This is a genomic window from Mesorhizobium sp. M0037, assembly GCF_040323635.1.
GTDB lineage: Bacteria > Pseudomonadota > Alphaproteobacteria > Rhizobiales > Rhizobiaceae > Mesorhizobium.
In genome coordinates this window covers 195,841-217,684 of record NZ_JAMYVB010000011.1, presented here as the reverse complement: position 1 = coordinate 217,684, position 21,844 = coordinate 195,841, and the positions used below count along the sequence as shown (strand labels likewise).

Below are 21,844 nucleotides of genomic sequence, written 5' to 3'. Positions count from 1 at the left end.
GATCGCTCCCCAGCCCTTGCTGTTCGTGCCGCAATGCCGTGTGGGCTCGACTGCGCTGAACCAACCTCTGCGGCATCGGAATTCCGTCCTCCAGCGGGTCAAGGCTGTCATGCGATTCGACCCGCTTGGTCAACCTGGCGCCTGGAACGTGCGCCGATCACCAATGTGAATGCGAATGCCTGCGTGATGCTATCTTCTATTCTGTCCGGGACTGTACCAGCGCGGCATTCAGCCGAAGAACAACTGAAACTGACAATCGGAATGTAGCAGCTTCAAATTGGGGTTCGAAAGCGGGATTGCTCACAACCAGCGTTCACGATCCAGCATGGTGCACAAGCTTCCAATCAGACCCGCGCAACGCACAGCCCTTCGCCTGAAGTATTCGGCGAGGGCCGCCAAATCGCAAGCGTATCCTCCTTAACATTCACGAGGTCTTCGCCGTCGCGGGAGAGATAGATCCCTAAATTATTTGGGTGCTCCTCAGGATTGCGTGTTTGCTCGGGTATGACCGCCCTAATCGAGGAGCGATTCTACAATTCACATGTTTGGAGATCGCTCGCTAGGTACTCCGCCTGTGACCCTGCAAGCCGATGCTTCAGATGCCGCCCATGCAGAGATATTTCATTTCGAGGTAATCCTCGAGCCCATGGCGGGATCCCTCCCGCCCGATGCCGGACTGTTTTATCCCACCGAACGGCGCCGCTTCCGAAGACATCCGGCCGGTATTTACCCCGACCATTCCATATTCCAAGGCCTCGGCGACACGCCAGACACGCTTCAGGTTGGAGGCATAAAAATAGGCCGCGAGGCCGTAGATCGTTTCATTGGCGTCACGCACGACCTGATCCGCATCGTTGAAGCGAATAATCGGTGCGAGCGGCCCGAATGTCTCTTCTTGCGCCACGGTCATCTCGCTGGTGACACCGGTCAGGACCGTTGGTTGGAAAAACGTGCCATTCGTGCCGACGCGTTTGCCCCCGCATCGAATTGCGCCGCCTTTAGCTACGGCATCGGCAATATGGGATTCAATCTTGGCCAAAGCCTGCTTGTCGATGAGAGGCCCGATGTCCACTCCGGGAGCGAAACCGTCACCAACTTGAAGTTGGCGAGCCCGTTCCACGAATTTCTCGACGAACTCGTCGTGAACGCCCGACTGGAGGTAAAGGCGGTTCGCTGAAACGCAGGTCTGGCCGGCATTGCGGTACTTCGCTTGGATCGCACCGTCAACCGCGGCATCGATATCGGCATCATCGAAGACGATGAAAGGTGCATTGCCGCCGAGCTCTAGGCTGACTTTTTTGATCTGGGCCGAGCACTGGCGCATCAGTAAGCGCCCTATCTTAGTAGACCCGGTGAAGCTGATCTTGCGGACCTTGGGATTTGTGCAAAGTTCGCGGCCGACCGCGTCACCTTCGGATGCGTAGATCAGGTTGACGACGCCTTCGGGAAAGCCTGCCTGATGGGCGAGGGCGAACATTGCTCCAGCCACGAGCGGCGTCTGTTCAGCGGGCTTGAGGACGATCGTGCAGCCCGCCGCCAAGGCTGGCGAGATTTTGCGCGCCACCATAGAGGCCGGGAAATTCCATGGCGTTATCGTGCCAACGACCCCGATGGGCTGCTTGATCACCAGCATTCGGCGGTCCGTCGATGGTGCGGAGATCGTCTCGCCATAGACGCGATTTGCCTCCTCGGCGTACCATTGCAGATACGCCGCAGCATGCGATATCTCCGACTTGGCCTCGGCAAGCGGCTTGCCCATCTCCGCAGTGAGAATTGCAGCGAGATCGTCGGCGTGGTCGATGATCAACTGATGCCATCGCCATAGAACGTCGCTGCGCTCACGTGCCGTAAACCCTGCCCATCCAGGCTGCGCGACATAAGCCTTGTCGATCGCAACGCATGTCTCCTCGACATCCATGTCGGGTAGTTCTGCCAGCAGTTCGCCGGTCGACGGGTTGAGGACCTCGAAAGTCCGCTCGCTCATCCGCGTGCCAAGTGCCGGCAGGCGATCAATGGGGCCAAACAGGTCAGGGGATCTCAGGTGACGGATCATCGGCAGGCACAGGGGCAATATCCGATTCCTCCTCAACGCAGCAGGTGTATATAGCAGGTGCGGTGTGTATTCCGGACGTAAAGGTTCCTTATAGGGCCTCGGCCATACAGTTAGCAGACCACGGTACCCAAGTGGGAGGGAGAATACGCTACAGGACGCCTAGCGGTTCTACCAGTCGGGCTCGACCGGTCGGTTGTGCGGTGGCAGGTCCGGCCCGCGCGCAACCCTGCCATAGGTCTTCGCGGCCAGCGCCTTCACCGTCTCAGGCTCTGCGTCGGCCGGCCACCACCAGCACGGCGTTGTTCGGTCGGCGGTATTCGTTGCAGATCGTGAACCCCTCGGTGCCATCTCCTGCGTCCAGCCGTTCACCGGAATGCGGTAGGGCTGATTCGGCCGCAACTTCGCGTTGACCTTCCCGTCCAGCAGTTCGTCACTGTGCGCCAACGGCGCTCCTCCAGGATCGCGTTTCGCTCGCTCTCGATATCATGGTCGTTTAGCGGCCTCGAAGCCCATCATCTCGCCCAAAGCGAGTTGGCGGTGAGGGCGTGATTGTAGCCGCTGACTGAGACGGCTCCGTCGAACTCGCTGTCGGCGCGGTTGGGCGTCGCCCTGAAGATCAGACGCTCGAGGGAAGGGGCAAGTTCGGGTTTGCCCGGTGGCTCGTCGGCGCTGCGGACCTTGTGCCAGATCAGCATATGAGTGAAGATTTGCGCGGGTCATGTCGACCGCTCCATGACATCATCGAGCAGGAAATCCGTAATCTTGCCGCCTTCGGTGGCGGCCAGAGCCGGAGCGGTCGTCGCCAGGGCCAGGGCGGTGGCAGTGAACGCACCGGGGGCAGCGCCGAGCCAAATGAATCATGGGCCAGGGCTCACTCGAGCCTCATCTTGGGATGGGCCCAGGAGACCGGCGGCGGTGTTCTTGGGGAGGTGGTCAGCCAGAAGATCAACTATGAGATCGAGCAGGATCGCCGCACTGGCAAGTCCTCCGCTGGCAGCCTCAGCAAAGCTGGTTGAAATTTTCTCCTGCGAAGTCGCAAGAGTGGGCGTGTAGGCCCGGAAGTGCTCACTGCCGCTCGAAAGGGACGAGCAAAAGTGAGGGCAGCAGATTGCTGCATGGGTCGCGAATTCCTCATGAAACAAGTTGTTGGAAAGGAAGGCGGGGTTGGCCCCGCCTTTTTTATGCGACGCCCAAGCCGACGGCTGCAACGCTGCAGAAGGAATTTCAATTGCCGCAATCAAGCCGCGACCCTCTTGCGAGTTCGCTTCGTCGGCACCGGCGCTTCCGGCTCTTTCGGCGCTTTCGGTTTGCGGCCGAGCCCCATCGTTTTCGCCAGTGACGAACGCTTCGCGGCGTAGTTCGGCGCCACCATGGGATAATCCACCGGCAGGCCCCATTTGGCCCGATATTCACCCGGCGTCAGCCCATAGTGGGTCGACAGATGGCGCTTTAAAGATTTAAATTTCTTCCCGTCTTCAAGGGAGATGATGTAGTCCGGTGTCACCGACTTCCTGATCGGGACTGCAGGCGTAAGGGCAACCGGCTCTTGTGCAGAGATACCTCCGGCCGTCGCTCTCAGAGCCGCATGCACTTGGCCGATGAGGGCAGGGAGATCCCCCACCGGGATCGGATTGTTGGACACGTAGGCCGACACGACGTCGGCGGCAAGCTCAATGAGGGTGTCGACGTTTTTTCCGGCTTCTTCTGTCATGAAACTCTCCAGGCGGTGAAACATAGTCAGCGAAGCGTCGCTTCATAGGGCCGGTTGCCGCTGAAAGCAACAATGTCTCTGACTGCGTTATTGCCAATGCTCGTCCAGAAGCGACATCGATGCGCCATATTTCGCGGCGTGACCGCTGAGCCACTCGTTGTTGGCGACCCTGCCGAGGTGCGTGGCGCGTGCCGCTCTAACTTAGCGCCGAAGTTGCTAGTAGCCTCGAGGCTAAGCGCGCTGTTTTTGTCTCGCTTTGCTTCTTTGGACTGTGAAATCGAGCGATAGTGGTCGCTTGATGGTGGGCGTCAGGGACGATCGAACAAACGTTCATTGGCAATGGCCAAAGTGATGTAAGTTCATCGCCGGTGAGCCGCTCTTGCAAAGGGGCTGGGAACCGCCGCTGATAAACCTAGGACATCAATGTATTTCGAGGCGTTTCTTAGCCGGTCCTGGAGAGGCGGCAATGGCTGCGGATGACACCTGTTCCACGATATCAAACAGGGCGGCGACCGGCAGCTTCTCGCATCTGGAGCGGCTTCTCGCAAGTTGGCGCCGCGCCGAGAGGCCGGGCAAGGACAGCGAGCCGCCTGCATCAATCATACGCATCAACCAGCCAGCGACGCGTCCTCATACAGAATGCCGCGACCGGCCGTGTGATCTCGCGGATATCGCCGCGGCCCTCTGGATCAAGCCTCGGGATGTGCTTACGATCAACCAGGCCAGAAAGGTCGACGTCCTAAAGCAGGGAGTTTGCCACTATGCGCAGGCTTGCCATGCCCTTACGCGGCATTTTGCGGGGCCTGTGAGTTGGGCAAGCTCGGCACTTCGATCGGCGTGGCGTCACCCGGCTCATCGCCATCACGCGTTTCGGTCTGGTCCTACGCCGTGACGTTGACTCCGTTCGCGATGCCATTGAACTGCCGTGGAGAACGGCCGAGGCGGAAGGGCTGATCAACCGCCTGAAGACGATCAAACGTACCATTAGGCAGCTCCGGCTGCGAACTCCTTAGGCACGCATGCTGCCACTCAGCCGGCCTGATCACCACACGAAGCGAGGAAGAACCTGGTCAAGTTAAAAGCGACAATTGCCTCGACAGCAGGTCCCGGAAGGTTTATGCTGCCCGATGTTACCGCAATCCTGAATGGCGATTGAGTACCTTCACGCGTGAAGGGAGTGGAACTGCTTTGTCGGCCAAATTGTTGACGGAACGCCCGGCGCCCATTGTTGCTACATGTCTAGATTCTTGGGGCGTTTTGGATGATGCAATCCACCACCTCACTCCAAAGGGCAGTGGAATCTGGAACAATGTCGCTTTTGTACGCACGACATCCTTCGTGCCCGATTGGCATATTGTCTTTAACTCTGCTTCTCTTTTTGGGCTCCCTGTTGATATCGAGGCGAGCCCCAACAGGACAATTTTTGCAATCGGCGAACCGCCGACGAAAGCTCATCGTGCATTTCATGAAGGGCAGGGGAAAAATACTATCGTCCTGACGTCTGACGCAGAGCTGGTTGCTCGGCAGAATGCAGCGCGCCGATTCGTTTTGTCTCCACCGATCACTCGGTCTTGGTCTGTAAACAAGACATATGACCAACTTCTGGTCAGCGAAGTCGTGGATAAGCCACTTCGGCTCTCATGGATTACCAGTAACATCGCCCTGCTTAAAGGACATCGGTATCGGCTGGCGTTTCTGGAACGGCTAAGAAAGGAGCTCGATTTTGACCTGTTCGGCCGAGGTTTTCGGCTGATTGGAGATAAATGGAACGCACTCGCACCTTATCGTTACAGTATAGCGTTCGAGAATACTCGTGCTGATTACTATTTTACAGAGAAGCTTATGGACTGCTTCGTCGCTGAAACAATGCCGATCTATTACGGCAGCCCGGCAATCACGAGGTTCTTCCCTTCGGACTCTATGGTTCTGATTGACCCAGAGGACAAGAACGTAATCCAAAAAATTCAAGAAATCATCAACTCAGACCTCTGGAAGGAACGTCGCGGCGCAATAAGAGAGGCGAAGCGGCTAGTCCTCGAGAAATACAATACGTTTGCTTATCTCGCGGGCTTCATCGAAAGCGTTCAGGATAAACCCTTACCGCCAGAAATTATACACATCGAATCGCCTGAAGTTGATTTTGCAACAGACGAATGAATTAATCCAACGCTCGCTTCGCGTGCCCGGCGGTTGGTGGTCTGGCGAGATCGGTGCGGAGCGCTCGGCGGAGAATGCCTGCTGCGCAGACGGGCCGGCACGGGCGCACAAGGTCATGCGCCCCCGGCTGCCGCTGATCAGACGAACTGGGGAAGGCCAGGAACGGAATTGAGGACCTCGTCCACGAGTTCGTCGCCGGCATGTTCCTTGGCGCAGGCGATCGTCTCGTTGGCGAGGGCGGCGATCTTTGCCATGCTGAGACCCTCACCCATCAATTGCTGCCCGAGCCCCATAAGGCCGCCACCCTCTGGGTCGTCGCCATGATACTTCGCTACTAATTCCGAAGCTCCCGGAATGGCCTCGATCATGCGCGCGCCGGGACCGTCGGCCGCGTGGCTCCGCAGGAAACCCAGCATTAACCCAACGGCCTTCTCTGCGAGAGCCGGGCCGATGCCGGCACCAGTGGCGATGCGCGGTAAGATTTCTTCCATGCAGGGTCTCTCTCTCTTTGATTAGGTTTACAAGTGGCCGGTCCGGCGCCCCGCGCCCTTGGCCGAACCACAATGGAACTCCACTAAATAGGCCAGCGGAAGTGCTATTGCGCCTAAAACCGCCTCTGTCAACGCAAGCTGCGTCGGAAGTGCGTGTTTCGCAAACCGAAGATCATTGCAATTCACTTCAGTACGCATTGGCAACCGCACAGTTTGCGTTGGCTCGCTTATGGGCCAATGCCCCCCGCCCGTCAAATGATGACGACAACGTGGTCGGCGCCTAGGATCTGTGGATCAAGGTGAGGCAGTTACAGCGGGTGGACCTGCTCAAGCGCGGCGCCGTCGACACAAAGGGCTAGATTGGCGATACTGCGCGTGTTGGCCATGTCTTTCCTGGCGTGATGGGATGTTCGTAGAAGCGGAGCTATATGCCGGTGTGACGGTCCACCAAGGCGGAACGCCTATTCCGATACGAGATCCATACTGTCGTATAGACCGTCGCTGCTTAGGTGTTGAAACCGCCATCGCTGGTGACATCACAATGTGCAGTCGGCGGGTGTCGACAAGGCCGATTGCGTAATCAGCAGGTCAGGAGGAACGAATGAACCCTGACGTTTCAGAAGCTCACTTTTCGCAAGGCGTGCAGCGCACATCGTGCAAGAGATTGCCAGTCTTGCGGATGCTGTCGACTTTCTCAACCTTGGCTGGAAGATCGCAGTGACCGAATCTACGAAGCCGCCCTCAGGGCGTGCTTTGATGCATACAACCGGTTGCCGACCAGGGATACCCCTCCTCCCTGAAGTCCAATCGAGAAGAGCGATCCTTCCAAGAGGGTCCAGCTCAGCTGCGAAAACAGGTGTGAGACCCCTCAAGCTGATCTAGCTCAGGGCGTTCATGAGCCGCAGATCGCATAATGGCTGCGTGGACGACGCAGGAAGACCAATTATGAAAATCCTATTCAGTACGATGGCTGTCACCTTGCTGGCACCCACCGCCTTTGCTGCGGATTCGATCCCCACCGACCTCAGAGATACGGCATTGGCCACCTTCACGGCTTTGCCATCCACCACGCCGACAGTCGCCAACAACCCGATCACCCCGGAAAAGATCGCTCTCGGCAAGGCACTGTTCTTCGATCCACGCGTCTCGGCGTCAGGCGTCTTGTCGTGCAATTCATGCCACAACCTGGCCACCGGCGGCGACGACAATCACGAAACCTCGATTGGCCATGGTTGGCAGAAGGGACAGCGCAACGCGCCGACTGTACTGAACGCTGTCTTCAACATCGCCCAGTTCTGGGATGGTCGTGCCGAAGACCTGAAGGCTCAGGCGAAGGGACCGGTCCAAGCCGGGATCGAAATGGCCAATACACCGAGCCAACTCATCGCCACTCTCAAGTCCATGCCGCAATATGTCGAGTGGTTCGATGCAGCTTTTCCGGCTGAAGCCGATCGGGTCACCTTCGACAACTTCGCCAAGGCGATCGAAGCCTTCGAGGCGACACTGGTCACACCTGCCCCGTTCGACAGCTTCCTGAATGGTGATGAGGTTGCCATGACTTCCGAACAGAAACAGGGCCTGGTGCTTTTCATGGACAAAGGCTGCTCGTCCTGCCATGCCGGCATCAACGTTGGTGGGCAAGCCTATTACCCATTCGGCCTCGTGGAACGGCCCAGCGCCGAAGTCCTGCCGGACAAAGACAAGGGCCGATTTGAGGTCACCAATGCAGCCGACGATTCCTATGTCTTCCGCGTGGCGCCGCTGCGCAACGTTGCACTCACCGCGCCATACTTTCATACGGGCAAGGTTTGGGATCTGAAACAGGCCGTCGCCATTATGGGGACCACCCAGCTCGGCGTAGTACTGGCGGACGAAGAAGTTGACCTGCTTGTTGCCTTCCTCAACTCGCTGACCGGAGAGGCACCTGACGTCGCCTATCCCATCTTACCCTCAGAAACGGCGACAACGCCCCGGCCTGTAACGCAGATCTCAGGAAAATAAGGGCCAACTGGCTGCGGACTCGCAATCGAAAATGATTGGCGATTTTTACTTGGCGACACGAATTGCGACGTCCATCTCCGCGGGACGCTAGCGATACCCGGACCCTGCCACCTCGCCCGTAGTCTGCGCGATCAACTGGGGGCGGACAGACGCAGCACCATATATTGTCGCTGCCTGAGCGAACGCGCCAAGCAGTCTACTTTGAGAAACGACGCGTGTCCGATTTGTTCGAGGCGCGGGGCCTGTATGTCCCCAAGGAACGATATTATAGCGTAGTGCCACATTTATATTTCTGCGGGATTAAGACACGTGCCGTAGGGAAATTGCACATTTGCGCCGAGTGGCTCATTTCCAAGAGTGTGATCGGTTTGGCATATTCCCGGCCGACATCCGCCAGCCGGCAACTCCCCACACGGTGAGGAAGAGAAGCCTCACGCCTGCACTTTCTGCCGGAGCGCGCGTGCTGCAGCGACCATGTTAATGAGGGCAGGGCGGACCTCCTCCCATTTGCGTGTTTTGAGGCCACAGTCCGGGTTTATCCACAGTTGGCCGTCGGACAGTCGCTCGCGGGCAAGCATGACTAAGTCCGAAATCTCGCCGACTTCCGGGACGCGTGGTGAGTGAATATCATAGACGCCAGGACCGATTTCGTTCGGATATTTGGAGCTCGTGAAGGCGTCCAACAGTTCCATCTTCGAGCGCGACGTCTCAATCGAAATGACATCCGCATCCATTCCAGCGATCGCGTGAATGATCTCGTTGAACTCCGAATAGCACATGTGGGTATGAATTTGAGTCGCGTCCTTTACACCCGTTGAAGCGATCCGGAAACATTCGACAGCCCAGTCGAGATAGACTTTCCAGTCAGATTGGCGCAGTGGCAATCCTTCGCGAAACGCGGCCTCATCGATCTGGACCATCCTTGCGCCGGATCTTTCGAGATCCGTCACTTCGTCGCGGATGGCGAGCGCGATCTGGCGGCAGGCTTCGGAGCGGGGTACGTCGTCGCGAACAAAAGACCAGTTGAGAATGGTGACTGGGCCTGTGAGCATTCCCTTCACGGGCTTTTCCGTAAGCGACTGGGCGAATTGCCACCAGCGCACTGTCATCGGATTGCGCCTCGATACGTCGCCGAAAATGATGGGGGGACGCACGTAGCGCGACCCATAGCTTTGTACCCAGGCATGTTGGGTGAGCGCGAAGCCGGACAACTGCTCGCCGAAATGCTGTACCATGTCGTTTCGCTCGAACTCACCATGCACCAGCACGTCCAGCCCGATCTCTTCCTGCCAGCGAATTGCAGCCTCGATCTCCTTCTTCAGGAACGTCTCATAGTCGACATAGCTCAGCTGGCCCTTCGCATGAGCGGCCCGCGCCTTGCGTACCTGCGGCGTCTGCGGGAAGGACCCGATGGTCGTCGTCGGGAACGGCGGCAGCCCGAGTGAGCCGGCCTGGACTCTGGAGCGCTCGCCAAAAGCGCTCTCTCGTCGCTTCGCGCTGTCCTCAATGCTAGCGATCCGCCCCTGAACAAGCGGGTCATGGATCCTCGTGGATGTCACGCGCGTGGCGGCAGCCTCGGCAGACGCTTTCAACGCGCCTGCCACCGCATCCCTGCCTTGGGACAGGGCCCGGGCCAGCAAGACCAGCTCGTCGGTCTTCTGGGCCGCGAAGGCGAGCCACGACCTGATGTCCGCGTCGAGTTCCGTCTCCATGCGCAGATCAATCGGCACATGCAGCATCGAGCAAGAAGGCGCGATCTCGACGCGGTCCAAGGGCCAGCCGGCGACGATCGGTTTGATGCGGTCGAGAATGGCGGGCAGGTTCGCACGCCAGACGTTGCGGCCATCGATCAAGCCAAGCGAGAGCACCAGATCCTTCGGAGCGAGCCGAGCCACCGTTTCCAGCTGCTCGGGAGCGCGCACGAGATCAATATGCAGGCCGGCCAGGGGCAGAGAAATCGCGGTTTCGAGATTGTCTCCCAGCGACCCGAAATACGTAGCCAGCATGATCTTCAGCTCGGGCGCGGCTTTCGACAGCTGGCCATAGGCGAATTCGAACGCAGCTCGTTCGTTCGGGTTCAGATCGAGGACAAGCGCTGGCTCATCGATCTGCACCCAGTCGGCTCCCGACAGCTTCAGCCTCTCCAGAAGCTGCTCGTAAACCGGCAGCAGCCGCGGTAGGAGCGCGATGGGACCGAACCCCTCGGCAGGCGATTTCGCCAGCTTGAGGAAGGTGATGGGTCCAAGGATGACTGGGCGTGTGTGAATGCCGAGAGCTTTAGCCTCGAGGAAGTAATCGACCGGCTTCGATGACGAGAGGGCGAACGTCTGATCATCATCGAGTTCCGGCACAATGTAGTGGTAGTTGGTGTCAAACCACTTGGTCATTTCCATCGCGGTTACACCAGGTCCATGAGCCTCCTCCTGGTAACCAGCGTGTCCACAATCCTCCGTCTGACCCTGGTTGCCGCGCGCCATTGCGAAGTAGATGTCAAGTGGGACCTCGCCGCTATTCCAGCCGTAACGGGATGGAACGGCCCCGACCATGGCTGCGGTGTCGAGCACATGGTCGTAAAGCGAGAAGTCGTTCGACGGGATTTTCGACACGCCGCGATCGCGCTGCTCTTCCCAGCTAGCGGCACGGAGCGCCTTCGACGTCGTGAGAAGGTCGCCAGCGGACGATGTTCCGGACCAGTAGCTTTCAAGCGCGAATTTCAGTTCTCGCCGACGACCGAAGCGCGGCACGCCGAGCGTTGCTACAGGAATTTGCTGAGAGACAGTCATGTCATACCCCGATGATTGGGGCGTCGGTGACAAGGAAGGCGCTAGCAGGCCGGCATCAACGCCGGGTTGCAGCGGCCACCGAGACACCCCGCCCGTGGACGTAATTCGCGTGGCAGGTCTCCTGGCTCGCGGGGTCATAGCCTCTACCCGTCTTCCTGAGGGTATTCGCCTCAGTGACGTGTGTTGGCTCGCCGCTAACAGTTGCGGGGGCAGCGCCGGCATCGCACCGGCTTCCCTCTTAGCTCCGCTGCGGCAGCGCCGCACGCGAGAACCACGACACGCAGACAATCACAGCAGTTCGCTCTTTTGTCAATGACGCATAACGAAATGTTTATGTCGTTATGTGATCGCGCTTTTACGCCTTTGTCTAGCATTGTGAAATATTCAGTCTGCTGCCCGCATTCGGCATCGTGGGACGTGATCGCAAGTCAGGTCCGACGGACGCCGCGAGTTCTCCGTTACCTCAGGAACCTTACTGGCCTTCCCCAAGCTGAGCTTCTGGAAAATGCTGGTGACGATCTGGATGACGGTGAATGCCGTCATGGCAAGCACGCTTTGCACCGCTCCTCCAGCGAGCTTCACGGCAGCAGCATGGGTCAGTTCTCCGAAGCGAATGGCTGTCGCTATCAGCGAGCTTTGACAAAGTTCCGCCACTGCGGTCATCGCGTCAGTAGGGCGGCTGGTTAGTTGCCCGCGCATCTACAGCAACCCAGCCCCTTCCGCCTCGCGGCGCAAATTCTGCCTTGGCCTTGGGCCGATCTGCTGGATCACCAGGCCGGCCGCCAGCGAGCCAAGGTCGCCGCAGGTCTTGAGGTTGCGGCCCTGCGTGTAGCCATGCAGGAAACCGGCGGCGTAGAGGTCGCCGGCGCCGGTGGTGTCGACCAACTCCTTGATGGCGGTCGCCTCGATGACCACGGTCTCGTCGCCGCGCACGATCACCGAGCCTTTTTCGGAACGGGTGACGGCGGCAATCTTGCAGTCCTTGCGGATCTGAGCCAGCGCCTCGTCGAAGGATTTTGTCTGGTAGAGCGACTTGATCTCGTGGCTGTTGGCAAAGACGATGTCGACAGTGCCCGAGCGCATCAGCTCGAGGAACTCGTCCCGGTAGCGGTCGACGCAGAACGAATCCGACAACGTCATCGACACTTCGCGTCCGGCCTCGTGTGCGAGCTTCGCCGTCTGCCGGATCGCCTCCTTGGCGCGCGGCGGATCCCACAGATAGCCCTCGAAATAGGTAACCTTGGCGCCGGATGCCTTGTCGGCCTCGACATCCTCAGGGCCAAGCTCGACGCAGGCGCCGAGATAGGTGTTCATCGAGCGCTCGCCGTCGGGCGTGACGAAGATCATAGAGCGCGCCGTCGGCGGCTCGCCCTTGAGCGGCCTGGTGTCGAAGGCGACACCCTGTGCATGGATATCGTGCGCATAGATTTCGCCCAGCGCATCGTTGGAGACCTTGCCGAAGAAGGCGGCGCGTCCGCCGAAGCTGGCTACGCCGGCCGCCGTGTTGCCGGCACTGCCGCCGGAGGCCTCGATCGCCGGGCCCATGCGGCTGTAGAGCAGTTCGGCGCGGCGCGTGTCGATCAGGTTCATCGCGCCCTTGATGATGCCGTTGATCTCGAGGAATGCCTCGTCGCACTGGGCGATGATGTCGACAATGGCATTGCCGATGCAAAGCACGTCATAATCCGGCATCAATGTCTCCGCCAAAAAACCCGAGCCGGCTTCTCGCCACGCCTGCCAGGCGCGGGTCTGCCCGGTGGAAATGGGCTTTCCGCTTGCCGATCCGTTCGCCGGCGGCTCTCACGGGGCGGCGAGTCCTGCCTCGCGACGCAATTCGTCCGCCCTGTCTGTCTTCTCCCAGGTGAAATCAGGCTCTTCACGGCCGAAATGGCCATAGGTCGCTGTATTGAGATATATAGGGCGTAAGAGATCAAGCATCTTGATAATGCCTTTCGGTCTGAGATCGAACAACTCAAGAATGAGGCGCTCGATCCTGCTTTCCTCAACCCTGGCTGTCCCGAACGTGTTGACCATGACGGAAACCGGACTGGCCACGCCGATTGCGTAAGCAAGCTGCACCTCGCACACGTCCGCAAGTCCGCTAGCGACGATGTTCTTTGCGACATAGCGGGCTGCATAGGCAGCCGAGCGGTCAACCTTGGACGGGTCCTTGCCCGAGAAGGCGCCGCCGCCATGACGACCCATCCCGCCATAGGAATCGACGATGATCTTGCGTCCAGTGAGACCGCAGTCGCCGCGCGGCCCGCCGACTACGAACCGCCCCGTCGGGTTGACCAGAATTCTGATGCCTTCCGTCTCCAGGTGGGTCGGCAGGACAGGCTTTATGATTTCCTCAATGACGCCCTCGCGGACAGTCTCTTGCGAGACCTGCTCGTCATGTTGCGTCGACACGACGATGGTATCCAGGGCGACCGGGCGCAACCCCTCATAGCGCACTGAGACTTGGGATTTCATGTCAGGACGCAACCAGCCAAGCTGTTGTGCCTTCCGGACATACGCCTGCCGTTTCGTCAAGCGATGAGCGAGTTGGATCGGCAAAGGCATCAGGGTATCGGTTTCGCGGCATGCGTAGCCGAACATGAGGCCCTGATCTCCCGCTCCCTGCTGGAGGTCTTGCCCTCTTCCCTCGTCAACGCCTTGGCTGATGTCGGGCGACTGCTCGGTGAGGGCATGAACGACGGAGCAACGCCGGCCGTCAAAGCCGACGGCTTCGTCGTCGTACCCAATGTCGAGAATCGTATCGCGCGCAACTTGGCTGTAATCCACCTGGGCATCGCTGGTGATCTCGCCAGCCAGAACGACTATCCCTGATTTTACCAACGCTTCACAGGCGACGCGCGCCTTGGGATCTGTGCGGAGGATGGCATCGAGGATGGCATCCGAGATGTTGTCGGCCAACTTATCCGGGTGCCCCGCGCCAACCGATTCGGAAGAGAACACGAACTGCCTAGCCATGAATACCTCGCTTCGGATGTTGGATGTGGTATGGGCATTTTGCTTGGCCCACCTTACTTGTCGGAGATGCCCGGGACCTCGAACGCAGCGCACAAGTCGGCAACGTCTCTTCGCACGCAGGCATGGAGATCTTCGTCGTCTGGCCGCTGGAGGACGGAGTCAATGAAGCCAGCAATTTGCACCATTTCCACATCGCGCATGCCCATTGACGTCACTGCTGGCGCCCCCAGGCGAATTCCGCTTGTGACCGCCGGATGCCGCGGGTCGCCAGGCACCATATTAAAGTTTGTGATGATTCCTGCCTTTGCTAGTCGCTCGGCATAGGCCTTGCCCGATAGTGGCCGATCGCGAAGATCAAGGATCAGCATGTGATTGTCCGTCCCCCCGGTAACCAGGTCATAACCTCGCTCAAGCAGTGCATGTGCCAGAGCCTTGGCATTCTTGACCGTCTGTTGGCCGTAGCTTCGGAAGGACGGGTTCCCGGCTTCGTGCAAGGCAACCGCTAGCGCAGCGATGGCATTCATGTGAGGTCCGCCTTGCAGGTGAGGGAAGACCGCCCGGTCTATTCGTCTGGCGAGATTGTATTTGCTCTTTGTATGATACAGGGCCTGATAGCGATCTTCGTTCCTTGACAAAATGAAGCCACCGCGGGGACCGCGGATCGACTTGTGGGACGTGCTGCTGACCACGTCGCAATGGCCCACGGGATTCGGGTGCGCTCCCGCGGCAATCAGGCCGCTGATGTGCGCAATGTCGGCTACGAGATAGGAGTTCGCTTCCAGGGCAATTTCTGCCATTGCCGCGTAGTCAAAGACACGCGGGTAAGCGGTTCCGCCGACCCAAATGAGCCGCGGCCGTTCCCGCTTGGCTGTCTCACGCAAGCGGTCATAGTCAATCTGCTGTGTCTTTTCATCTAGTCCATAGGGCACGCGTTGATAGTCAGTTCCGGAAAAGTTGATGGCCCAACCATGAGTCAGATGGCCCCCTTCCGGAAGGGGCAAGCCCATGACTTTGTCACCGGGACTCAAAAGCGCACGATAGACAGCCTGGTTGGCCGGCGAGCCGGAATAAGGCTGGACGTTGGCATGCTCGCTGCCAAATAGCGTTTTCAGGCGCTCAATGGCCAGATCCTCAAGCTCATCAACGATCTCGTTTCCAGCGTAGTAGCGCGCGCCGGGGTACCCCTCGGCGTACTTGTTCGTGAAAATCGAGCCGTTCGCTTCCAGCACGGCCGAGGACGCAAAGTTCTCTGAGGCGATGAGCTTGAGGGTCGTCCGCTCCTGCCGCTCCTGTCTCAGAAGCAGCTCGTGGACGCGGCAATCAACCGCGGCTAAGGAAGACCGCCCGTGGGTATCCGGCTGTGCGATCGCGCCGTCTGCGGAGTTGTCCATGGTAGCTTCGCGCTCCAATCGGATTGACCTATTTCACGATCAAGCACGCGGTCCCTTTCGGCCGCGTGTCTCGTACCGCTTCGAGCCGCTGCAGGTCCTGTTTATGATAGCCGTCGCGATGGGGCAGGAGATCGACCAATAATTGAACCAGCCCGCCGTCGTTGGATCCTGCGTTGAGATGGTACGAGCGCCACGGAGGCTGTTCGTTGCAGCAAAGAAAGTCGGCTCTGGCGAGCAGCCGGACGTGTCGCGCAACCCGCTCTCGACACACGCTCAGAATCTCCGCTAGCTCGCAGACAGTTAGGTCCGCATGCGCACAAAGGCCCAGGATTCGAAGGCGGTCAGGATGCGCTGCCATGCGTAGGCGACTAACCAGTGTCATCATGGCTCAGGACCAAGTCCTACCGAATTTCTCATTCGCGTCCTCCACAGAAGTCGCAGCTTTTGAAGGTTGTCCAACGACCGGACAAATCTCGGTGGCTGTGGCGACTGCCGATATCGCCCTGTCGAACAACAAAGGGCGTCCTTTTGCCTTTAGCCGAAATTGCAAGCAGTTCGGCCAGTCGAAGACAAGCGGGGCCACGGTTTGGAACCACTGACCTCAGACGTTGCAATAAGCCTACCATTCACAGCGAGCCGGAGTTGCTAAGAGTCTATGAATTTCCTTGAAGGATCTGTTGCAACGTTTGCCCAGCCTGGCCTGCTCCCGGTTTGCAGCGGTCATGGTCAGGCGGTCCATCGCCTCTGCGAGCACGATCAGGAATTTGCCCTGCATCGCATCGCTGATCAGCTCCTGAAGGTCGGGACGCAACAGCGACCCGCCGCAGATCGCGCGGTGGGTATTGCTGTCGACGACTGTCCAGCCTTGCTTTTCAGCACGCAAGCAGCAGAGCCGCAACTGATCCTCGATCGAGGCGTCTCGGTGATTGTCAGTTGAGTAGCGAGCGCCAAGCGCGACCTTCATGAGGCGGCCCCTTACTCCGGGACGCGGTCTCGCGTCTGGCTATCCGTTTCGGCTTGAACGAAATCCCGTGCGGCCTGTCGTGCCAGCAGCCGGACCAGATTGACGAAGCGTCGATCGGGCTTCGGCGACGCAGACACAGCCGATTCGCGGGCCGCGCCGGCGACCACACGAAGCTTTTCGGCTGTTGCCGTTTCGGCGCGCTATGATCGCGTTCCTGTCCTGACGCGAAATACTCCGTTTCGCGACAATGATGCCAAGTCAGTGCTTCGACAAGCTGGAATTCTATCAATAGCGCGCGTCGCGCAGGAGCCAGTGCTGGCCGATGACGGGGCACCTTGTGCTCCGAAGAAGCCATGGCTATATATCCGGATAGAGAACGGAGGCACGCGATGGGCAACACTGCACAGAAGAGAGCCATCGAGAATTATCGCTCTCGCCTGGCTGAGCGCGGCATCGCGCGGTTCGAGATCCAGGCGTTCGACGCAGACCGCGATCTGCTGCGAACTCTTGCCCGAAAATTAACGGAGAGCGGGCCGGATGCCCGACAGCTTCGTCGGACCATACAGCAAGCCGTGGCGGGTGAGCCACCGAAAGCGGGCAGCATTCTCGCCGCCTTGCGTCGCTCGCCTCTGGTTGGCTCCAATCTCGACCTCAGCCGGCCGCGCGAAGAGGGGCGCAAGATCGACCTGTGACGCGCTACCTTCTTCATACCAATATCATCAGCAACGTCATAAAGCCGGAGCCTTCGGCCTCGTTGCTGGCCTGGATGGGCGCGCAGAAGGACGAAGACCTCTTCATTGCTTCGCTTACTGTCGCCGAAATTCGCCGAGGGATCCTAGAGAAGCCGAAGGGGAAAAAGCGCAGCAGCCTTGAAACTTGGTTCGAGGGCTCCGAAGGCCCGCAAGCGCTGTTCGCTGGCCGCGTGCTATCGTTCGACGAGAAAGCTGGCCTCCTGTGGGCGCGGCTGATGGCCAACGGCAAAGCCAGAGGCCGTTCGCGGAGCGCCCTAGACACAATCATTGCCGCTGTAGCCGAAGCCAACGAGTGTGTCGTAGTGACCGACAATGAAAAGGACTTCGAGGACGTTCAGATAATCAACCCGCTCCGTAGCTCTGGAAGCCAAGCGGGTGATGATAGCTCCAACGGTCCGGCCGATTCAATTTGAGGATTTCAGCGGCACGGAGTCCGAACGTCTCGTGTTCGCCTACCTTTAGCGATGGCTGGATTGATCTTGCTTAGTTCGGCCAGGGCGTCTCTTCCAGTTCCGCTTTAATGCCATCCCGGTTCATCTAGTCAGCTCGATCTACCAACAGTTCGCTCGCACGAGCGCCGCGGACAAGGCGCGATCGCAGGGACTGCGCGATACGCGTGTCGAGCTCGTCCATCTTACACTCGATCTCGTCTTCGAAGGCCCTCTCGCCAAACGCCACTGTAGTCCATCCCGCGTGCGCCTCGGGGGCCTTCTCATCGAGGGTTTCTCGCCACTGGTCTGGCGCGCTACCAATGGCAAGTTCGCCCGCTGGGAACTCGTCGGTGCACTCCCAGCTCTGGGCATCCACATCAACTGCGGAGCTCTTCATAGCCGTGTTCTGCCTTTAGCTGGCAGCTCTCGAGCTCGACGAGCAGCCGATCAGCGACACCCGCGACCTCAAGTTCGACCCGGTTGACTCGATAACACCCTATTGGCAGATTCAGTCGGGGAGGATCTGCCCACTCCGATCACAAGCCGATCTTTCGACCCCGTAGTCGGGAATTCTCCATGGACCTTCGTGAAGAAGGAATGCAGCGCCGAAAGCCGAAGCGCTTCCGATACATCGAAGCCCCTTCCGAGTCGGAGCCCCGATTAGGCATTCCTGCCACTCTATCTAGCCGACCCCGTTGCCGATCGGTGCGCACTGGTCGCCTACATCGCCCCGGCACGTGAAGATCGTCTCTGCTGACGCTCGTTGACAATTCAGGCCGCCTCCGGCTGGCGTTTGATCAGCGTCAGCGTCAACCAGCGCGCGGTCAGCGCCGGCTTTTTCGAGCCCTCGATCTCAATCGTCACGCCCAGCGCCGTCTGCACCCAGCCCGACGGCCTGACCTTGACGTCGGCCAGTACGAAACGGGTGCGGATGCGAGATCCGGTTTTCACCGGCGCCAGGAAGCGCAGCGATTCGAAGCCATAGTTGACACCCATCTTGCAGTTTTCGAGCGGCCGCATGGTCTCGAAAGTCATCGCCGACAAAAGCGAAAGCGACAGGAAGCCATGTGCGATGGTGCCGCCGAACGGCGTCTCGCGCTTGGCGCGCTCCGGATCGCAGTGGATGAACTGGTGGTCATCGGTGGCCTCGGCGAACTGGTCGATCATCCGCTGCGAGACCACCCGCCACGGCGACACGCCGACTTCCTTGCCGACGCTGGCCAGAAGCTCGTCGAGACTGATCGGTTCCAAGCTAATGTCCTCCATTTCAACCGTCCGAAGCGCGAGCGGCTTCATTCCGAACAGTGTCAGCCCATGCTGCACCGACTGCCGGCCATCCATCGGCAGGATGGCGCCGGTGAGATGACTGCCGTCACGGCTGCACAAATAGAACGTTCCGCCGGCAATCTCATTCGGCGCACGATGCAGCCGATCCGAACATGGCCGCAGACGGGCTGGCTTGTACCTCGGTCGCGGTGCGCGTCCTACAGGCCACCGAAAGCAGCTCGTCTTGCTACCGGTGAACATTCCGCCGGCGCCGCTATGCGGTATTGTCGCAGATTGATAAAATCAATTGTCTGGATAGGAACCATCCGTGTTTCGAATTTGGAGGAGTCCAGCAGACGGGATGGCTTGTGGTCCTTGTTGAACCGCGCCGGCCTCATTCACCAGTAGCACTGAGCCGGCAAGAAGCCCAGGTCAATGACATTGGGTGTCGACTCGGCAAAGCGGCATCAGATGCTACTTCATGATGCGGGATGGCGCTTGCTTCAAGAACCGCTCGGCCTGACGTGGAAGCCAGCACCGGATCTGGATTGTCGGTATGCGCGGATATCGCGCAGCACAGCGGCAACCGCAGCGACGATCGGATCTCAGCCGTTGCGAGCATGCCGATCTTGGTGGCGGCCACTCTGTTAGGCTGAAGCGTAGCGCGCATCTGATCCGCCACCGGACGGGGTTGCGTAACTTGGATTTCCAGGCGTGTTCATGGGTTTGCACCGTCAGCGCGCTGACAGCAAGGCAGGTGCGCACGCCACTGGAAGCGATCGTCTCGATCTCGCGGGCAATTCCAGCCCCACCGCTGGAGTCTGACCCGACAGCAACGAGCACATGCGGTTCTCGCATCAGCGCCACTGCTCTGTCTTTCGATCCATTCTCGCGTGCGCGCTTCTGGGGCGTCGTTCAGCGCAAAGTCGGTGACCACGGCTGCGCTTTCCGCGCCAGCCTCGAAAACGCCTTCGAGACGGTCAGGTTGATGCCGCCGATGGAGACCAATGGGATCGGCGCGACCTGGTGCTTCCACTCGCTGATGCGCTCGAGTCCTTGCGACGCCCATTCATCTTCTTGAGGCTAGTTGGATAGCCTGGGCCGAGCGCCACTTACTCCGGCTCGGCCACTGGCGCCGTTTCCAGTTCGGTGCGATCGTGGATCGACAGGCCGAGCTTCAATCCGACGTATTTCATCGTCAGCATCGGCGGCAGCCAAATCCCTTTGACCAAGATGGACGAAGTCGCAGCCTTCCTCGATTGCCGTGCGCCAATGTCGTTGACGCTCACTTGGCAACCATGGACCGCGCAGGCGTCGTTCGCGCGGCGGATTTCCGTCTGCAGTCCTTTCTCGTCCATATCCTTTATCCGGAGCTGCACCAGACTGACGCCGAGCGGCACCAGCCGGTCAATCCAGCCCGCACGTCCACGACTTCATGAGAAGACGGCCCTGCCGATCGTCGGTGGGTAGCGCGGTTCGAGCATTCCCGAGCTGAAAGCCTCACGGCCGGCATCGACCGCTTTGCCGAACGCACGCGCCACGCCGACCGGATCGGCCGCCCTCGGGACCGCCGTGTTCAGGAGCACGGCGTCAAACCCGAGCTCCATGACGGTCGCCGCGTACGACGGCCGTCCGAGCCGTGCATCCACAATCAACGGAATGTATGGGGAATGTCCGTGCATCAACTGGACCTCGGAGCTCAACGCTTCATCGCATTAGAATGAGCGTTCGAAACGCAGGATACCGCCGACACTGCTCTTCTTGTTGGCATTGGGCCAGTTCACTTCGGAAGCTTTCACCTTTCCGACGGCGGAGCCTCCGTAGCGGTCATAGTCGAGTTCAGCCGTAACTGTGAAATCTGGAAGGAACGCATAGGCGACGTTCGCAGCGACACCATAGTTCTTGAGCTGATCACCCGAGAGCTGAAGGTTGAACGAAGCTGACTCGGTGAGCTCGTAAGCGGCGCCAGCCCAGAAAGCCCAGTTCCCGCCCCAAGGTTTATAGAAACCGCGACCATGAGCGTCTACCGAATTCGTCGAGCCGTAGTTGAGCTGGCCATGGGAACCGTAGCCGAACATTCCGGATAGCAACAGTTCGTTGGTGACATTGATGTCGACACGGACCTTGGCGGCCACCGATTCGTAGTTGCTATCATAAGCTGCAACGCCGGTGATCGCTCCCCAGCCATGTGCGTATTTCAAGCCGCCTACCATGTGGGGAGCGTAGCTGTCGATTGTGCCGACCAGGTCCGAGCCTTGTTCCAGCGAAACCACGGCCGAAAAGCCGTTCCCTGCGTCCAAGTAGTACTGAACCACATTGGCATCGAAAGCGCCGTACGGAGCCGGCGTCTGGTTCAGTACATCACCCGCGCAGCCAATAAACATGTCGAAAGCCGACCGGTCCTTACCAACTCGCAGGCCACCAAGCTGAATCCAGGCGACAGTCAGGCTGCTGCCTCCGTTCAAGGCATAGGATCGAGAACTGTCCGAAACCGATGTCTGGTGGCTGCCGAAGTTCACGCGGGTTTCGGTGTAGGTCTTCAACGTCCCGCGTTCGGTCTCCTGGCCGGTCCAGGTTTTCAATGTGAAGCGTGTGTTGTTTTGCCACGCGCTCAGATGCTCACCAGTCCTCACATCCGAGGTTCTTGAATGGTCAAACAATCCGACGTTGTAACGGACAGAGCCGCCGATTCGCAGGCAGGTCTCGGTGCCTGAAATGTAGACGTAGCCCGAGCCGTAGACGTTGCAGATCTTGACGTACTCAGTCGGGTCAGGCTCGGCGGCGGTGGTGACGGCGCGAGCGTTGGAAACGGCAATCAGTGCCGCAGTTGAGCCGAGGAGGAGGCTCCTAATGGTCATTGTCGATCTC

General features: G+C 59.2%; 19 protein-coding genes, 2 pseudogenes and 1 riboswitch. Of the genes and pseudogenes, 6 read left to right on the top strand and 15 right to left on the bottom strand.

Annotation, left to right across the window (positions count from 1 at the left end; translation table 11 throughout):
• Positions 1 to 595: 595 nt before the first annotated feature.
• The 3 genes from NKJ78_RS18540 to NKJ78_RS18530 all read right to left on the bottom strand — a co-directional run bounded on the left by NKJ78_RS18540 (position 596) and on the right by NKJ78_RS18530 (position 2,748).
• On the bottom strand, positions 596 to 2,053 hold the full coding sequence (locus NKJ78_RS18540) for an NAD-dependent succinate-semialdehyde dehydrogenase (protein ID WP_502901626.1): 1,458 nt from the start codon (positions 2,051 to 2,053) through the stop codon (positions 596 to 598).
• 168 nt (positions 2,054 to 2,221) lie between these two features.
• Positions 2,222 to 2,497, bottom strand: coding sequence for a hypothetical protein (locus tag NKJ78_RS18535; RefSeq protein WP_352562593.1), 276 nt, complete (start codon positions 2,495 to 2,497; stop codon positions 2,222 to 2,224).
• 68 nt (positions 2,498 to 2,565) lie between these two features.
• A complete protein-coding gene (locus tag NKJ78_RS18530) occupies positions 2,566 to 2,748 on the bottom strand; it encodes a hypothetical protein (RefSeq protein WP_352562592.1) in 183 nt (60 codons plus the stop codon).
• Positions 2,749 to 2,991: 243 nt separating this feature from the next.
• On the opposite strand from NKJ78_RS18530, the pseudogene NKJ78_RS18525 reads away from it, so the two are divergent.
• Positions 2,992 to 3,069, top strand: a pseudogene (locus tag NKJ78_RS18525) (cold-shock protein); the annotation flags it as partial.
• Between the two features lie 221 nt (positions 3,070 to 3,290).
• Here the strand turns inward: NKJ78_RS18525 and NKJ78_RS18520 are convergent.
• Positions 3,291 to 3,764, bottom strand: a complete 474-nt coding sequence (locus NKJ78_RS18520) for a Ros/MucR family transcriptional regulator (RefSeq protein ID WP_352562591.1) — start codon at positions 3,762 to 3,764, stop codon at positions 3,291 to 3,293.
• 1,152 nt (positions 3,765 to 4,916) lie between these two features.
• Between NKJ78_RS18520 and NKJ78_RS18515 the strand changes: the two genes are divergently transcribed.
• Positions 4,917 to 5,921 carry a glycosyltransferase family 10 domain-containing protein gene (locus NKJ78_RS18515; protein ID WP_352562590.1) on the top strand — a complete coding sequence of 335 codons (1,005 nt, stop codon included), beginning with the start codon at positions 4,917 to 4,919 and terminating at the stop codon, positions 5,919 to 5,921.
• A gap of 137 nt (positions 5,922 to 6,058) precedes the next feature.
• On the opposite strand, the gene NKJ78_RS18510 is transcribed toward NKJ78_RS18515, so the two are convergent.
• Positions 6,059 to 6,412: a hypothetical protein gene (locus tag NKJ78_RS18510; RefSeq protein WP_023690586.1), complete on the bottom strand. Its 354-nt coding sequence runs from the start codon at positions 6,410 to 6,412 to the stop codon at positions 6,059 to 6,061.
• A gap of 945 nt (positions 6,413 to 7,357) precedes the next feature.
• Between NKJ78_RS18510 and NKJ78_RS18505 the strand changes: the two genes are divergently transcribed.
• Positions 7,358 to 8,413, top strand: coding sequence for a cytochrome-c peroxidase (locus NKJ78_RS18505; protein WP_352562589.1), 1,056 nt, complete (start codon positions 7,358 to 7,360; stop codon positions 8,411 to 8,413).
• A gap of 431 nt (positions 8,414 to 8,844) precedes the next feature.
• On the opposite strand, the gene metE is transcribed toward NKJ78_RS18505, so the two are convergent.
• The 5 genes from metE to NKJ78_RS18475 all read right to left on the bottom strand — a co-directional run bounded on the left by metE (position 8,845) and on the right by NKJ78_RS18475 (position 16,527).
• The gene (gene metE, locus NKJ78_RS18500) at positions 8,845 to 11,196 is read right to left on the bottom strand and encodes a 5-methyltetrahydropteroyltriglutamate--homocysteine S-methyltransferase (protein ID WP_352499285.1); all 2,352 of its coding nucleotides are present in this window, start codon (positions 11,194 to 11,196) and stop codon (positions 8,845 to 8,847) included.
• 94 nt (positions 11,197 to 11,290) lie between these two features.
• Positions 11,291 to 11,487, bottom strand: a riboswitch (cobalamin riboswitch).
• Positions 11,488 to 11,895: 408 nt separating this feature from the next.
• Complete coding sequence (locus tag NKJ78_RS18495; protein WP_023697198.1) at positions 11,896 to 12,888, bottom strand: adenosine kinase; 993 nt, start codon at positions 12,886 to 12,888, stop codon at positions 11,896 to 11,898.
• A 108-nt stretch (positions 12,889 to 12,996) separates the two neighbouring features.
• Entirely contained in the window at positions 12,997 to 14,172 is a 1,176-nt protein-coding gene (metK, locus tag NKJ78_RS18490) for a methionine adenosyltransferase (protein ID WP_352562588.1), read from the bottom strand.
• Between the two features lie 53 nt (positions 14,173 to 14,225).
• Positions 14,226 to 15,563 carry a serine hydroxymethyltransferase gene (gene glyA / locus NKJ78_RS18485; protein WP_352562587.1) on the bottom strand — a complete coding sequence of 446 codons (1,338 nt, stop codon included), beginning with the start codon at positions 15,561 to 15,563 and terminating at the stop codon, positions 14,226 to 14,228.
• A 619-nt stretch (positions 15,564 to 16,182) separates the two neighbouring features.
• Positions 16,183 to 16,527 (bottom strand): recombinase family protein, encoded by a 345-nt coding sequence (locus NKJ78_RS18475; protein WP_352562586.1) that lies wholly within the window; start codon positions 16,525 to 16,527, stop codon positions 16,183 to 16,185.
• Positions 16,528 to 16,916: 389 nt separating this feature from the next.
• Between NKJ78_RS18475 and NKJ78_RS18470 the strand changes: the two genes are divergently transcribed.
• Both NKJ78_RS18470 and NKJ78_RS18465 read left to right on the top strand, forming a co-directional pair.
• On the top strand, positions 16,917 to 17,219 hold the full coding sequence (locus NKJ78_RS18470) for a hypothetical protein (protein ID WP_023671839.1): 303 nt from the start codon (positions 16,917 to 16,919) through the stop codon (positions 17,217 to 17,219).
• The gene (locus NKJ78_RS18465; protein WP_352562585.1) at positions 17,216 to 17,692 is read left to right on the top strand and encodes a type II toxin-antitoxin system VapC family toxin; all 477 of its coding nucleotides are present in this window, start codon (positions 17,216 to 17,218) and stop codon (positions 17,690 to 17,692) included. The genes NKJ78_RS18470 and NKJ78_RS18465 overlap by 4 nt, the downstream gene beginning before the upstream one ends.
• 789 nt (positions 17,693 to 18,481) lie before the next feature.
• Here NKJ78_RS18465 and NKJ78_RS18460 read toward each other — a convergent pair.
• Positions 18,482 to 18,976, bottom strand: a complete 495-nt coding sequence (locus NKJ78_RS18460; protein WP_031198898.1) for a MaoC family dehydratase — start codon at positions 18,974 to 18,976, stop codon at positions 18,482 to 18,484.
• A 394-nt stretch (positions 18,977 to 19,370) separates the two neighbouring features.
• Positions 19,371 to 19,646 (bottom strand): hypothetical protein, encoded by a 276-nt coding sequence (locus NKJ78_RS18455; RefSeq protein WP_280803210.1) that lies wholly within the window; start codon positions 19,644 to 19,646, stop codon positions 19,371 to 19,373.
• Between NKJ78_RS18455 and NKJ78_RS30825 the strand changes: the two genes are divergently transcribed.
• The gene (locus NKJ78_RS30825; RefSeq protein WP_502901627.1) at positions 19,533 to 20,057 is read left to right on the top strand and encodes a hypothetical protein; all 525 of its coding nucleotides are present in this window, start codon (positions 19,533 to 19,535) and stop codon (positions 20,055 to 20,057) included. The two genes, NKJ78_RS18455 and NKJ78_RS30825, sit on opposite strands and share 114 nt — an antisense overlap.
• Positions 20,058 to 20,088: 31 nt before the next feature.
• On the opposite strand, the gene NKJ78_RS30820 is transcribed toward NKJ78_RS30825, so the two are convergent.
• The 3 genes and pseudogenes from NKJ78_RS30820 to NKJ78_RS18440 form a co-directional block, all read right to left on the bottom strand.
• Complete coding sequence (locus NKJ78_RS30820) at positions 20,089 to 20,376, bottom strand: beta/alpha barrel domain-containing protein (protein ID WP_023822887.1); 288 nt, start codon at positions 20,374 to 20,376, stop codon at positions 20,089 to 20,091.
• 33 nt (positions 20,377 to 20,409) lie between these two features.
• Positions 20,410 to 20,673 (bottom strand): annotated as a pseudogene (locus NKJ78_RS18445) (thiazole synthase); the annotation flags it as partial.
• Positions 20,674 to 20,691: 18 nt separating this feature from the next.
• Entirely contained in the window at positions 20,692 to 21,834 is a 1,143-nt protein-coding gene (locus NKJ78_RS18440) for a porin (RefSeq protein WP_352562584.1), read from the bottom strand.
• Positions 21,835 to 21,844 lie beyond the last annotated feature (10 nt).

What these genes read in the sequence shown, in the direction of transcription:
- NKJ78_RS30825 (WP_502901627.1), top strand. Translation starts at nt 19,533, where the DNA reads ATGCGCGGATATCGCGCAGCACAGCGGCAACCGCAGCGACGATCGGAT.
- NKJ78_RS18510 (WP_023690586.1), bottom strand. Translation starts at nt 6,412, where the DNA reads ATGGAAGAAATCTTACCGCGCATCGCCACTGGTGCCGGCATCGGCCCG.
- NKJ78_RS18470 (WP_023671839.1), top strand. Translation starts at nt 16,917, where the DNA reads ATGGGCAACACTGCACAGAAGAGAGCCATCGAGAATTATCGCTCTCGC.
- metK (WP_352562588.1), bottom strand. Translation starts at nt 14,172, where the DNA reads ATGGCTAGGCAGTTCGTGTTCTCTTCCGAATCGGTTGGCGCGGGGCAC.
- metE (WP_352499285.1), bottom strand. Translation starts at nt 11,196, where the DNA reads ATGACTGTCTCTCAGCAAATTCCTGTAGCAACGCTCGGCGTGCCGCGC.
- NKJ78_RS18475 (WP_352562586.1), bottom strand. Translation starts at nt 16,527, where the DNA reads ATGAAGGTCGCGCTTGGCGCTCGCTACTCAACTGACAATCACCGAGAC.
- NKJ78_RS18440 (WP_352562584.1), bottom strand. Translation starts at nt 21,834, where the DNA reads ATGACCATTAGGAGCCTCCTCCTCGGCTCAACTGCGGCACTGATTGCC.
- NKJ78_RS18530 (WP_352562592.1), bottom strand. Translation starts at nt 2,748, where the DNA reads ATGCTGATCTGGCACAAGGTCCGCAGCGCCGACGAGCCACCGGGCAAA.
- NKJ78_RS18495 (WP_023697198.1), bottom strand. Translation starts at nt 12,888, where the DNA reads ATGCCGGATTATGACGTGCTTTGCATCGGCAATGCCATTGTCGACATC.
- glyA (WP_352562587.1), bottom strand. Translation starts at nt 15,563, where the DNA reads ATGGACAACTCCGCAGACGGCGCGATCGCACAGCCGGATACCCACGGG.
- NKJ78_RS18520 (WP_352562591.1), bottom strand. Translation starts at nt 3,764, where the DNA reads ATGACAGAAGAAGCCGGAAAAAACGTCGACACCCTCATTGAGCTTGCC.
- NKJ78_RS18540 (WP_502901626.1), bottom strand. Translation starts at nt 2,053, where the DNA reads ATGATCCGTCACCTGAGATCCCCTGACCTGTTTGGCCCCATTGATCGC.
- NKJ78_RS18455 (WP_280803210.1), bottom strand. Translation starts at nt 19,646, where the DNA reads ATGCGCGCTACGCTTCAGCCTAACAGAGTGGCCGCCACCAAGATCGGC.
- NKJ78_RS18460 (WP_031198898.1), bottom strand. Translation starts at nt 18,976, where the DNA reads ATGGAGGACATTAGCTTGGAACCGATCAGTCTCGACGAGCTTCTGGCC.
- NKJ78_RS18505 (WP_352562589.1), top strand. Translation starts at nt 7,358, where the DNA reads ATGAAAATCCTATTCAGTACGATGGCTGTCACCTTGCTGGCACCCACC.